This is a genomic window from Actinomadura sp. NPDC048021 (assembly GCF_040653135.1).
GTDB lineage: Bacteria > Actinomycetota > Actinomycetes > Streptosporangiales > Streptosporangiaceae > Spirillospora > Spirillospora verrucosospora.
Genome location: NZ_JBEZJQ010000032.1, coordinates 59319 through 71767 on the forward strand (window position 1 = coordinate 59319; position 12449 = coordinate 71767).

10 protein-coding genes are annotated in these 12449 nt (G+C 75.4%); 7 read left to right on the forward strand and 3 right to left on the reverse strand.

Going from position 1 to position 12449, the window contains the following annotated elements; translation table 11 throughout:
- Positions 1-2 precede the first annotated feature (2 nt).
- From AB0C87_RS37010 to AB0C87_RS37020, 3 genes are all read right to left on the reverse strand, one after another.
- Positions 3-4517: an FtsK/SpoIIIE domain-containing protein gene (locus tag AB0C87_RS37010; RefSeq protein ID WP_360581536.1), complete on the reverse strand. Its 4515-nt coding sequence runs from the start codon at positions 4515-4517 to the stop codon at positions 3-5.
- Positions 4518-4555: 38 nt separating this feature from the next.
- Positions 4556-5497: an NAD-dependent epimerase/dehydratase family protein gene (locus AB0C87_RS37015; protein ID WP_360581537.1), complete on the reverse strand. Its 942-nt coding sequence runs from the start codon at positions 5495-5497 to the stop codon at positions 4556-4558.
- 61 nt (positions 5498-5558) lie between these two features.
- Entirely contained in the window at positions 5559-6032 is a 474-nt protein-coding gene (locus AB0C87_RS37020) for an SRPBCC family protein (RefSeq protein WP_345176789.1), read from the reverse strand.
- Between the two features lie 179 nt (positions 6033-6211).
- Between AB0C87_RS37020 and AB0C87_RS37025 the strand changes: the two genes are divergently transcribed.
- From AB0C87_RS37025 to AB0C87_RS37055, 7 genes are all read left to right on the forward strand, one after another.
- On the forward strand, positions 6212-6913 hold the full coding sequence (locus tag AB0C87_RS37025; RefSeq protein WP_345176792.1) for a TetR/AcrR family transcriptional regulator: 702 nt from the start codon (positions 6212-6214) through the stop codon (positions 6911-6913).
- Positions 6914-7139: 226 nt separating this feature from the next.
- Entirely contained in the window at positions 7140-8027 is an 888-nt protein-coding gene (locus AB0C87_RS37030) for a hypothetical protein (protein ID WP_345176795.1), read from the forward strand.
- Positions 8028-8029: 2 nt separating this feature from the next.
- Positions 8030-8998, forward strand: a complete 969-nt coding sequence (locus tag AB0C87_RS37035; RefSeq protein ID WP_360581538.1) for a hypothetical protein — start codon at positions 8030-8032, stop codon at positions 8996-8998.
- Positions 8999-10300: an ATPase, T2SS/T4P/T4SS family gene (locus AB0C87_RS37040; protein ID WP_345176800.1), complete on the forward strand. Its 1302-nt coding sequence runs from the start codon at positions 8999-9001 to the stop codon at positions 10298-10300.
- Positions 10301-10319: 19 nt separating this feature from the next.
- Entirely contained in the window at positions 10320-11258 is a 939-nt protein-coding gene (locus AB0C87_RS37045) for a type II secretion system F family protein (protein WP_360581539.1), read from the forward strand.
- Positions 11255-12172: a type II secretion system F family protein gene (locus AB0C87_RS37050; RefSeq protein ID WP_345176806.1), complete on the forward strand. Its 918-nt coding sequence runs from the start codon at positions 11255-11257 to the stop codon at positions 12170-12172. Before AB0C87_RS37045 ends, AB0C87_RS37050 begins: the two co-directional genes overlap by 4 nt.
- Positions 12173-12224: 52 nt before the next feature.
- Positions 12225-12446 carry a hypothetical protein gene (locus tag AB0C87_RS37055; RefSeq protein WP_089314798.1) on the forward strand — a complete coding sequence of 74 codons (222 nt, stop codon included), beginning with the start codon at positions 12225-12227 and terminating at the stop codon, positions 12444-12446.
- The last annotated feature ends 3 nt before the right edge of the window (positions 12447-12449 follow it).

Sequence of the window (12449 nt, forward strand, 5' to 3'; positions counted from 1 at the left end):
GATCAGTCGGAGCCGACCGGAGGGGGAAGCGCCACCTGGATCCGGGTGGTGGCGCCCGCGGCCACGAACAGGCCCCGGCCGGTGGGCCCGCCCAGCGGCGCGTTGCGGGGCAGGCGCAGCCCGAACAGGTCGCCGTCGTCCGGGGAGTCCACCGACAGCAGGACGCCCGACCGCGAGCGCCGGGTGTCGGACAGGAAGCCCCGGTAGCCGCGGCCCAGATCGTCGGTGGTGCCGCCGATCACGACGGCGTGCTCCCCGTCCCGGGCGGTGCGCAGGACGCCGCTCAGGGCCTCGTCCAGCTCGGTCTCGTCCAGGAGCTCGGCGTCGTCCACGACCACCGCGAAGCGGTGCTCGTCGCCGATCGCGCGTTCCAGGTCGTCGGCGCCGGCGTCGGACGTCAGCACGCCGAGCACGCCGGGCCGGCCCGCCAGCAGGCGCAGCGGGGAGCGGCGCGGCGTCACCAGGACGACCGGGACGAGCCCGCCGCCGACCGCGGGGTCGAGCAGCGACTGGACGATCGTCCGCAGCGTCGTGGAGCGGCCCGAGCGGGGCGGCCCCGCGACGGCGAACCCCGGGCCCTCGTTGAGCAGGTCGACGCCGACGGGCGCGAGCGTGTCGCCGCCGACGCCGACCAGCGCCCACAGCGCCGAGGGGGCCAGGAACTCCGGGTCGAGCGACATCGCCTCCCGGTAGGTGACGCGGACCGGCAGCTCGTCCACGTGCAGGGGACCCCGGCGGCGCGGCAGCCGGCCGTAGCGGGACACGCAGCTCCGGGCGATCTCCTGCAGGGCCGCGACCTGGGCCGCGCCGGACGCGTCGTCCCCGAGGAGCGCGATCTGCGACTCGCGGGGAGGCGCGCCGGGCCCCGCGGGCTCCAGGGCGCGCCCGGGCGGCATCTCGGCGGGGATCTGCCGGTCCTGCAGGCCGCCGTACCCGTAGTCGTTCGGGTCGGCCATGCGCAGGATGAGGCGGCGGTCGAAGACCGTGGAGACCTGCCCCCCGAGACCGGAGCGGTCGCCGGTGAACACGGCGCGCAGCCCGGCCGCGGCGCCCTCACGCAGCAGCCGGACGACCTGGTCGACGAGGCGCCCGTAGTCGTAGTGCTCGAACGCGCCGAGGAAGCCCTCCCAGCGGTCCAGGAGCAGGACCATCCACGGGAGGCGGTCGGTGGCGGCGACGGCGGCGCGCTGCTCGGCGAGGGAGGAGAACCCCGCCTCGGCGAGCACCTGCTGGCGGCGGGCGACCTCGGCGGAGAGCGCGGTGAGGAGGCGCTCGCAGCGGTCGAGCTGGTCGCGGGTCACGACGGCGCCGCAGTGCGGCAGGGAGACCAGCGGCAGCAGGGCGTTCGCGCCGCAGTCGACGGCGTACAGGTGCGCGTCGTAGGGGGAGCACGCCCCCGCCAGGGACCCGGCGATCGTGCGCAGCGCCGTGGAGCGGCCCGACTGCGCGGACCCGGCGATGTAGAGGTGGCCGCCGGCCGCGAGGTCGAGCGTCAGCTCCTCGCGGGACTGGACGGCGGGCAGGTCGGTGACGCCGAACGGGATCGGCGGGACGTCCACGACGGAGCCGCCCGCGGCGGTGCGGGGCGCCAGCGCGACCCGCTCGGGCAGCGGGCTCAGCCACGGCGAGGGCTGCCGGGCGATCCCGGCGCGGCGCGCGGCCTCGTCGACCGCCTGGACGAGCACGCCGAGGTCGGTGGCGAGCACGGCGTCGTCGGCCGCCTCGCGCGGCGCGGGCAGCGGATGGCCGAGGCCCTGCCACGGCAGCGGGTGGACGGTCGGCCCGCCGGACCCGGACGCGGCCCCGGGGCGGCGGCCCCCGATCCGCGCCGACTGGACGGCCTGCGGCGACGACGCCCCGGAGCGGACGTAGCAGCGCCCGGGGGTGGACTTGGAGATCTGCGCCGCGTCAGGGGAGTCCAGGACGTCGGCGGACTCGTCGGGGTCGGTGACGCGCAGCGCGATGCGCAGGTTGGTGTTGGCGCGGATGTCGGCGGTGACGACCCCGGCGGGGCGCTGCGTGGCGAGGATGAGGTGGACGCCGAGGGAGCGGCCCCGGCGGCCGATGTCGACCAGGCCGGCGACGAAGTCGGGCAGCTCGGTGACCATCGCGGCGAACTCGTCGATGACCAGGACGAGCCGCGGCACGGCCGGCAGCCCCGGATCGGCGGGGCGCAGGTCGTCGTAGTCGTCGACGTCCTTGGCGCCCGCGCCGAGCAGGATCTCCTCGCGGCGGCGGAGCTCGGCGGCCAGCGACTCCAGGGCGCGCTCGGTGGCGTGGCCGTCCAGGTCGGTGACCATGCCGACCGTGTGGGGGAGGTCCGCGCAGTCCTTGAACGCCGCGCCGCCCTTGTAGTCGATGAGGACGAACGTCATCTCGTCGGGGCGGTTCGCCACGGCGAGCGAGGCGATGAGGGTCTGGAGCAGCTCCGACTTGCCCGCGCCCGTGGTCCCGGCGATGAGGCCGTGGGGGCCGTCCGCGCGCAGGTCGATCTCGTAGCGGCCGCCCGAGGCGAGGCCGACGGGGACGCGGGTCGTCCGGCCGCCCGTCCTGTTCCACGACTGCAGGACGTGCTCGGCCGTGGGCTCGGGCATGTCGAGAATGTCCAGGAGCCGCACGTCGGCGGGGAGCGAGTCCTCGGCGTCCTCGCGGGACACGTCCCGGACGGGGGCCAGCGCGCGCGCCACCCGGTCGGTCCAGGTCGCGGAGACCTGGTCGGCGAGGACGGGGCCGACGGCGTCCAGGCCCCGCCCCTGGAGCAGGAGCGTCGAGTGCCGCTGGGCGTCCCAGGCGGCGACGGCGCTGCACTCCTCGGGGAGCAGCCGCTCCTCGTCGTCCACGCAGATGGCGTAGAGCCCGTACTCGGCGCCGCGCGACAGCAGCATCGGCATCCCCGGGATGCGGCGCAGCGCGCGGGCGCCGTCCAGGACGATCAGGATGTTGTACGGCGCGCCGTCGGCGGGCCGACCGCCCTGGCCGAAGAACGACGACTCGGCCTGCGCGGCCCGCCGCCGCTCGGTCACCCGGATCGCCAGTTCGGTGACGCGGTGCGCCGCCGACTCGGGGTCGGTGCCGACGAGGGCCACACAGTCCTCGCCCTCGCGCGGCGCGCAGTGGGGCAGCCAGCGCACCCAGTTCCACTCGTGCCCGGCGTTCTGGTCGGCGGACAGCACGACGATGGCCAGGTCGCGGGGGCTGTGCAGGGCGGCGGCCTGCGCGACCATCCAGCGGGCCAGGGCGCGCGAGGCGTGCCGGGGCCCGGTCAGCCCGACGACGCCCAGCTCGGTGAGGGGCAGCACCACGGGGACCTGCCGGGCCTTCGGGACCCGGAGTCCGCGCCCGTCGGAGGACGGCCCCTCCCGCTCGCCTCCGGCGCCGCCCGCCGGCTCGGCGTCCCCGGTCAGCTCGATGCGGGCGGGCAGGTCGGCGAGGCCCACCCGCAGGTGCAGGACGTCGGGGTCGTCCCGGCGGCGTTCCCACAGGCGGCGCCGCGGGCCCGTCGCGGTGAGCAGGACCTCGGCGGCGTCGGGGTGCAGCGCGCGGCGCTCGGCCTCGTCCTCGCGCCGCAGCCGCTCCAGCTCGCCGTCGAACTCGCCCGCCTTGCGGTGGTACTCCTTCAGCGACTTCTTGTAGGACTTGCGGCCGTGCATCCGGTCGCCGAGCCACTCGCCGAGCGTCATCACCGGCCAGGCCAGCGCGAACAGCGCCCACCACCACTGGCCGAGCCCGAACGCCATGGCGAGCCCGAACGCCGAGAACAGCAGGGCGCCGAAGAGCCGGAGCCGCTCGCGCGGGTTGCGCTCCGGGCGCTTCGGCACCTCCAGCGTCCGCGCCCGCCGCGGTCGGTTCAGCCGCGGCGGCCGGTTGAACGCGAGGCCGCCCTCCGGCAGGGGCTCCAGGTGGGTGTCGGGGGCGGCGCACGGCGCGAGGGCGAGCACGCTGGCCCCCACCGTCAGCAGCGCGCCCATCGGCCACGCCGTCTTCGCGCCGAGGGGCGTTCCGTCCAGGACGACCGCCCCCTGCATCGTCAGGGCGGACGCCTCGACCTGGACGGCCGTGCGCTCGACCGTCAGCCGCAGGGACCGGGCCGGGACGGACGGGTCGTCCAGCACCACGTCGACGTCGTTCCCGGACCCGATCGTGCAGACGCCGAGCCCCAGCCGGTGCACGGACCCGGCGGCCGGGCCGCCGACGACGCGCACCTCGACCAGCCCGGTCGGCTCGGTCAGCACGGTCGCGGCGGCGCCGCGCCGCTCGACCGCCACGACGGCGCCGTCCCGCAGTTCCTTCACGGCGAGCGCCTGCGGGTCCAGCATCCGGCCGTCCATCCAGAGGGCCTTGCGCGCGCCCCGGGACAGCAGCGCGTCCTTGGAGAAGCGCGGGGCGGGGACCGCGGGACGGCCGTCCAGCGTGGCGGCGAGCGTCTGGGCGACGCCGTCCACGGTGGCCTCGGAGTCGAGGTTGAGCACCACGTCGCGGGGGCCCCCGCCGGTCAACGCCGTGAACGAGATCCGCATCCGAGCCCTCCGACGTCCGCGGGACAACCGGGCCTAGCTTAATTACCCGTCCCCTCCGCCATCCGGGAAGCCGACACGACCGCCTTCAGGGCGTCGTCCAGCGGTGTCGGGGCCATCCCGAAAGTCGACTCGAAGGCCGAGGAGTCGAGGATGTAGGGCTTGTCGAACTGGTACCGCGTCTCCCGCAGCTCCCTGAGCATCGGTGAGAGGAGCCCGGCCGCGTTGAAGACCGCGCGGGGAACCTCGCTGATGCGCGGCGCCGGCGCTCCGGCGATCTCGCACAGCCGCTCCCCGACCTCGACCGTGGACACCGCCGGGCCGGTGGGGACGTGCCAGGGACGCCCCCAGGCGCGCTCGTCCGTCCCGGCGATGGCGAGGGCCTGCGCGACGTCCGGCAGGTACGTCCACGCGTGCGGGACGGACGGGTCGCTGAAGTACAGGACGCGCTTGCCCGCCAGCAGCGGTTTCACGAACCGCGTCTCGCCGATGTAGGCCTGGTCGGTGCTGCGCGGCCCGTAGTAGTCGGACCCGCGCAGCTCGGTGACCCTGGCGCGGCCCGCCTCGTGCGCGGCCAGGGCGTCCTTCCACATCCTCGCCCGCACCCGCCCCTTGGCGCCGGTCGCGGCGAGCGGCAGGTCCTCGGTCATCGGCCCGTCCACCGGTCCGTATCCGTACAGGCAGCTCAGCGTCACGAGGACGGCCCCGGTGTCCTCGGCGGTCCCGAGGAGGGACGCGGCCATCGGCGGCCAGTCCTGCGTCCACCGGTGGTACCGCGGATTGACGCAGTTGTAGAGCGCGTCGGCCCCCTTGGCGATCCGGGTGAGGCGGTCCCGGTCGGCGACGTCCGCCGCGACCCGCTCGACCCCGTCCGGGCCCGACCCGGACCGGGTCACGACGACGACGTCGTGCCCCCGCCCGGTCAGCAGTTCGGCGAGGTGCGTCCCGACCTGCCCGGCTCCGACGATCACGTGCCTGCCCATGGTTCTCTCCCTGACGGTGGTGTGTGCCCGGTGGTGTGTGCTCGGTGTTGCGCGCTCCGCCTCAGGCGGAGGCCTCGACGTGGTCCTTGAGGGCGGCCAGCCGGGCCTCGTGGCCCGCGCGGAGCTTGTGCTCCCCGTAGATCAGCCGGATCAGCGGGCCGTCCAGCGACTCCTGCACGGTCACGCGGGTCCGGCCGCCCTCGTCGGCCAGGACCAGCCGGTCCACGGCCCGGTAGAGCGCGAGGAAGGTGCCCGTCCAGCTCAGCTCCCGGCCGGGGTCGACCACGGCGAAGCGGGACCGCAGGGGCGTGCCGCCCTGGCTCCAGCGGAACTCCCGGCCCGGCTCGACGGCGTCCAGCTCGCGGAGCCTGAAGTCGGGCGCCCAGGCCTCCCAGCCGCGCAGGTCGGCCAGGACCTCCCAGACCCGCGCGGCCGGCGCGTCGATCAGGACGGTGGAGGCGCTGGTGACGGGCGCGGCGTCGTCGATGCGTCCGCGCAGCGCGTAGTCGTCGTGCAGGGTCGTGAGGCTTCGCATGGCCGGCTCCTTGTTCGGTGCTCCGTTACGAGAGCAATGCTCTCTGAGGAGAGCGGTGTTGTCAAGAGCAGTGCTCTCGAAGAAGTTCGTCGCTCTCAAAACAGCGCGGCGCTCTGCTAGCCTCCGGAGGACGGGCAGGACGAAGGGGCCGGCGGAAGGCCGTCCCCGAGGAGGTGGGCATGAGCGCGGGGCAGACGGCGCGCGAGCGGGTCCGGGCGGAGATGGTCCGGGAGATCACCGAGATCGCGAGGCGGCAGCTCGCCACCGACGGCGCCGCGGGGCTGTCGCTGCGCGCGGTCGCCCGCGAGATGGGCATGGTGTCGTCGGCGATCTACCGGTACTTCCCGAGCCGCGACGACCTGCTGACCGCGCTGATCATCGACGGCTACAACGCGGTCGGCGAGGCCGTCGAGCGCGCCGACGCCGGGGCCGGCGCGGAGCACTACGGCGGACGCTGGCTCGCCGTGTGCCGCGCCGTCCGGGAGTGGGCCCTCGCGCACCCGCACGAGTACGCGCTGCTCTACGGGTCGCCGGTCCCCGGCTACAAGGCCCCGGAGGAGACCGTCCCCGCCGCCGTGCGGGACACCGTCGTCATGGCGCGGATCGTCGCCGAGGCGCACGCCGCCGGCGAGCTCGACCCCGCCGGGCCGTGCCCCCCGCCGCCGGCCGCCATCGCCGAGGACATGGCCCGCGCACGCGCGATGCTCCCCCTGGACGTCCCTGGCGACGTCATGGCGCGGGCGTTCACCGCGTGGGCCGCTTTGTACGGGACTGTCAGCTTCGAATTGTTCGGCCAGTACAACAACGTGATCGAGGAACGGGCCGCCTATTTCGACCACACGTCGACCCTGCTCGCGCGCCTCATCGGCCTGAAACCGTGACCGGACGGGCCCTCCCGCCCGTCCGGCCCGGGGGTCAGTGACGGATGTGACTGGTGGTAAGTGGCCATGTGATCCGTGAATTCGCAGGTCATCGCCGTGTGCTCGGATATGGGGGCGCTCGGCTCCCGCGAATCCATTGACGTGACCTCTCCGCCCCCGCGAGCATGGATCGCTCGACGACGCGGACTCCGGTGGGACGGGGCCGGGTCAGGGCGGGAAGGAGCGCGTGGGCAGCGCGATGAAGGCCAACCAGTCGACCATCTCCGGCGGCGGCGCGGCGGGCTCGTCCGGCGGGACGGGACTCGGCCGGTCGGGGCTCGGCACCTCGGGAGGGCAGCGGCTCCCCGCGTCCTCGCGCGAGCGCAGACCGGCGCTCGCCGCGCTGGCGGTGCTGCTGATCCTCGGCGGCGCCCTCGCCAGCGCCTACCTCGTGATGGCCAGCGGCGAGCGGGTCTCGGCGATCCGCATCGCCCAGCCGGTTGCGGCCGGGCAGCGGATCCCGGCGGGCGCCCTCGAAGAGGTGCAGATCGGCGACACCGGCATCCAGTACCTCAAGTGGTCCGAGCGGGCGAAGGTGAGCCGGTACTTCGCGGCCGTCCCGCTGGTGAAGGGCGCGCTGCTGACCAACTCCATGATCAGCCCGGCCGACGCGCCCACCAGCGGCCGGCTCGTCGTCGGGCTCGCGCTCAAGCCGGGCCAGATGCCCTCCGGGAACGTCACCCGCGGCGCGCACGTCACCCTGTTCGCGGTCGGCGGCGGGACGGGCGGCGGGCCGCGCGCCGGGACCGTCCTCGCGCGGGACGCGGTCGTGCTGAACGTCGGCGCCGGGGACGGCGGCGGCCCGACGCGGCTGCGGTCCGAGCAGACGAGCGTCGACGTCGCCGTGCTCCCGGCCGACGCGGCGCGGGTGACGCAGGCGGCCTCCGCCGGGACGGTCGCGCTCGCGCTGCTCCCGCCCGGCACGAACGTCTCGGTGCCGCCCGCGGCGCCCGAGGGCTCGGACGGCGGCAACGGCGTCCAGCCCGTCCCCGGAACCGGCACTCCCGGAGCCGGCACTCCCGGAGCCGGCACCCCCGGCGCCGGCACCCCGGGCCCAGGCACGGGCGGTAACTGACGGTGGCACTCATCGCGCTGGCGGCCGACAAGGGCGCGCCGGGCGTCACGACCGCGGCGGTCGCGCTCGGCGCCGTGTGGCCGCGTCCCGTGCTCGTCGCCGAATGCGACCAGGCGGGCGGCGACCTGGTCTACCGGCTGCCCTCCGCCCAGCCGGACGGCGACGCCGACGGCGGCATGCTCAACCCCTCGCGCGGGCTGCTCAGCCTCGCCGCCACGGCCCGCCGCGGGCTGCGCCCCGACCAGGTCGCCGAGCACTGCCAGCGGCTCTCCGGCGGCCTCGACGTGCTCGTCGGCGTCACCAACGCCGAGCAGGCGCACGCGATGACGTGGCTGTGGGGGCCGCTCGGCCGGGCGTTCGCCGGCCTCGCCCCCGTCGACGTGATCGCCGACTGCGGGCGGCTCGGCGCGGCCAGCCCGCTGATCGACCTCATGCACGAGGCCGACCTCGTCGTCCTGCTCACCAGGGCCACCCTGGAGCAGGTCGCCCACCTGCGCGAGCGCGTCGCCGCGCTGACCGCGGAACTGCGCGGCGGGCCGCCCGTCGGCGTGCTGGTGCTCGCCGACCCGCGCGACTTCCGCGGCTCCATCGCCGAGGTCGACCGGATCCTCGCGGGGGTGCGCGGGCGCGCCGCCGACGCCGCGCAGGGCCCTCCGCCGCCGGACGTCACCGTCCTCGGCGGCCTGGCCCTCGACCCGAAGGGCGCCGACCTGCTGTCCGGCAGCTGGGGCGGGCGGCTGGACCGTTCGCTGCTCATCCGGTCGGCGCGCGAGGTCGCCGCCGACCTGGTCGGGCGCCTGCCCGCCGCGGTCTCCGCCGCGCCTTTCGCCGGGCCCCCCGGAGCGCCTCCCGCGGGGCACGACGTCCCGCTCCCGCCGGGACCGCCCGAGCAGCCGCCGCAGGGACCCCCGTCGCCGCGGCAGGCGCCGCACGTCCCCGCGGGCGGCGGGCACGAGGAGGGGAGGCGCTAGATGGACCACGCTCTGGTCAAACGTCTCCGCCAGGAGGTCGGCGACCGGCTGGCCCGGCAGCGCCGGCTGGACGCCGCCAACGGGCTCCCGCCGATGTCCGGGGAGGACGAGCGGCAGTTCGCCCGCGCCCTGATCGGCCAGGTGCTGGAGGAGTTCGCGCGCGGCGAGATCACCTCGGGGCGCCGGCCGCCGAACGCCGAAGAGGAGGAGGCCCTCGCCGCCGGCGTGCACGCGGCCCTGTTCGGCGTCGGCCGGCTCCAGCCGCTGCTGGAGGACCCCGAGATCGAGAACATCGACATCAACGGCTGCGACCGGGTGTTCCTCGGCTACGCCGACGGCCGCGAGGCCATGGGCGAGCCCGTCGCCGAGAGCGACGAGGAGCTGGTCGAGCTGATCCAGATCCTCGCCGCCTACAGCGGGCTGTCCTCGCGCCCGTTCGACACCGCGAACCCGCAGCTGGACCTGCGGCTCCCGGACGGGTCGCGGCTGTCGGCGGTGATGGACGTGACCGTCCGCCCCGCGCTGTCGATCCGCCGCGCCCGCCTCGGCAAGGTGTTCCTCGCCGACCTGGTCGGCAACGGCACGATCACGCAGGAGGTCGGGCAGTTCTTCCGCGCCGCCGTGCACGCCCGCAAGAACATCATGATCGCGGGCGCGACCAACGCGGGGAAGACGACGCTGCTGCGCGCCGTCGCCAACGAGATCCCGCCGCACGAGCGGCTGATCACCGTCGAGCGCGCCCTCGAACTCGGCCTCGACGCGTTCCCCGAGCTCCACCCGAACTGCGTCGCGTTCGAGCAGCGGCTGCCGAACTCCGAGGGCCAGGGCGCGATCTCGATGGCCGAGCTGGTCCGCCGGTCGCTGCGGATGAACCCGTCCCGGGTGATCGTCGGCGAGGTCCTCGGCGACGAGATCGTCACGATGCTGAACGCGATGACGCAGGGCAACGACGGATCCCTGTCGACGATCCACGCCAACTCCTCGGCGGAGGTCTTCAACCGCGTCGCCACGTACGCGATCCAGTCCGAGGAGCGGCTGCCGGTCGAGGCGACCCACATGCTGATCGCGGGCGCGATCGACTTCGTGGTGTTCATCGAGAAGCGCAACGACTACGCCTCCGGCGGCCGGCTGCGCCGCTACGTGGCCAGCGTCCGGGAGGTCACCGGCGTGGACGGGCGCGTGCTGTCCTCGGAGATCTTCGCGCTCGGGCCCGCCGGGTACGCCGTCCCCGCGGCGCCCATCGCGTGCATCGCCGACCTGGTCGAGCACGGCTACGACCCGTCCGCCGGGGGGTCCTGGTGACGCGCGGGGGTGACGGCTGATGTACGCGCCGGACGTGATGCTCGCCGTCGTCACCGGCGCCGCGGTCGGCGGCGGCCTCCTGCTGCTGATCGTCGCGATGCGCGGGCTGCCGCCGCGCCGCGGGCCCGCCCGCGGCCGCAGCCGCGAGGACCTGGTCCGCACCCTCACCACCCGCACTGCCCTCGCCGTCATCGTCGGCGCCGTCGTGCTGATCGTGACGCGCTGGCCGATCGCCGCCGGCGGCACCGGCGCGCTCGTCCTCGCCTGGAACGGCCTGGCGGGCGGCGCCGCCGAGGAGCGCAGGGGCATGGCGCGGCTGGAGGCCCTCGCCGCGTGGACGGAGTCGCTCCGCGACACCATCGCCGGCGCCGTCGGGCTGGAGCAGGCCATCCCCGCCTCCCAGCGCGCCGCCGCGCCGGCCCTCCAGCAGCCGCTGCGCAACCTCGTCGACCGGCTGCACACCCGCGTCCCGATGCCGGAGGCGCTGCGCCGGTTCGCCGACGACCTGGACGACCCGTCCGCCGACCTGGTGATCGCCGCGCTGATCCTGAACGCCAAGCTGCGCGGCCCCGGGCTGCGCGACATGCTGGGCGCCCTCGCCGACTCGGCCCGCGCCGAGCTGGACATGCGCCGCCGCGTGGAGGCCGACCGCCGCGCGACCCGGCGCAGCGTCCGGATCGTCGTCGCCGTGTCCGTCGGGACGGCCCTGGCGCTCGCCGTGTTCAACCACTCCTACGTCGAGCCGTACGACGACGTCCTCGGGCAGCTCGTCCTCTGCATCGTCGTCGCCCTGTACGGCGCCGCCTTCCTGTGGCTGCGCCGCCTGTCGCGGTACGAGATGCCCGGCCGGTTCCTCAGCGAGCCGCGCGGGGCCGCCCAGCCCGGCGTGCCCGGCGAGGTGCCGAGCACGGTCGCGGGCTGGCAGGGCCGCGCCGCCGAGGGCGGTGGCGTCCCGTGAACGCCGCGATGATCGCCGGGGCCGTCGTCGGGTTCGGCCTGTACGTGCTCTTCCGGGCGCTGTTCCCGTCGCGGCCCGGCCTCGCCGCGCGGATGGCGGCGCTCGACGCCGCCCGCCGCCGCGACCTGGAGCAGCGGCGGTCCGGGACGCCGGCGCCGACGCCGGGACGGTTCGGCGGGACGCGGGAGAAGCTCGGACGGGAACTGGCGCGGATGTGCGAGGCGCGCGGCTGGCGGCTGCGGTCGGTCCGCGCCGACCTGGCGATCACCGAGCGGTCGCTGGAGGCGTTCCTCGCCACCAAGTTCCTGCTGCCCGCCGCCGCGCTGGTGTTCATCCCGCTGGTCGTCGCCTACTTCACGCTGCTCGGGCTCGGCTCCTCGGTCGCCGTCCCGGTGTGGATCTGCGTGCTGTTCGCCGGCCTGTTCTTCTTCTTTCCCGACATGCAGCTCCGGCAGGAGGCGCAGTCGCGCCGGCAGGACTTCCGGCACGTCGTCGGCGCGTTCCTCGACCTGGTGTCGATGAACCTCGCGGGCGGCCGCGGCGTCCCCGAGGCGCTGATGACCGCCTCGAACGTCGGCGAGGGCTGGGCCATGCACCGCATCCGCGACGCCCTGGCCAACGCCCGCATCACCGGCCAGACGCCCTGGCAGGCGCTCGGCGGGCTCGGCGAGGAGGTCGACATCGCCGAGCTGCGCGACCTCGCGGGCGCGCTCGCGCTGGTGTCCGACGACGGCGCCCAGATCCGCAAGTCCCTCGCCGCCCGCGCCGCGTCGATGCGCAGCCGCGAGCTGTCGGAGCTGGAGGGCAAGGCGGGCGAGCGCTCCCAGTCGATGCTCATCGCGCAGCTGTTCCTGTGCGCCGGCTTCCTGATCTTCCTCGCCTATCCGGCCCTCATGCGGGTGCTGGCCTCATGACCGCGAACCTTCCCCGACCCGTTCACCGACCCACGCCCCTGGAGCTGTCACGATGAGCCCGCTCAATCCCCTGAACGACCCGGCCGTCGTCTACCTGCGCGCCCTGCTCGGCACCCGCCTGGCGCGACTGCGAGACGAGGAGGAGCGGTGCCGCGGCGCGTCCGCGATCGAATGGGCGATCATCACCGCGATCCTCGCGCTGATCGCGATCACGATCGGGGCGGTGATCCAGAAGAAGATCCAGGACAAGGCCAACAGCATCAACACGGGCTGACCG

Excerpts from the sequence above, each read along its gene's own strand:
- AB0C87_RS37015 (WP_360581537.1), bottom strand. The coding sequence starts at position 5,497 with ATGGGCAGGCACGTGATCGTCGGAGCCGGGCAGGTCGGGACGCACCTC.
- AB0C87_RS37055 (WP_089314798.1), top strand. The coding sequence starts at position 12,225 with ATGAGCCCGCTCAATCCCCTGAACGACCCGGCCGTCGTCTACCTGCGC.
- AB0C87_RS37020 (WP_345176789.1), bottom strand. The coding sequence starts at position 6,032 with ATGCGAAGCCTCACGACCCTGCACGACGACTACGCGCTGCGCGGACGC.
- AB0C87_RS37045 (WP_360581539.1), top strand. The coding sequence starts at position 10,320 with ATGTACGCGCCGGACGTGATGCTCGCCGTCGTCACCGGCGCCGCGGTC.
- AB0C87_RS37010 (WP_360581536.1), bottom strand. The coding sequence starts at position 4,517 with ATGCGGATCTCGTTCACGGCGTTGACCGGCGGGGGCCCCCGCGACGTG.
- AB0C87_RS37025 (WP_345176792.1), top strand. The coding sequence starts at position 6,212 with ATGAGCGCGGGGCAGACGGCGCGCGAGCGGGTCCGGGCGGAGATGGTC.
- AB0C87_RS37040 (WP_345176800.1), top strand. The coding sequence starts at position 8,999 with ATGGACCACGCTCTGGTCAAACGTCTCCGCCAGGAGGTCGGCGACCGG.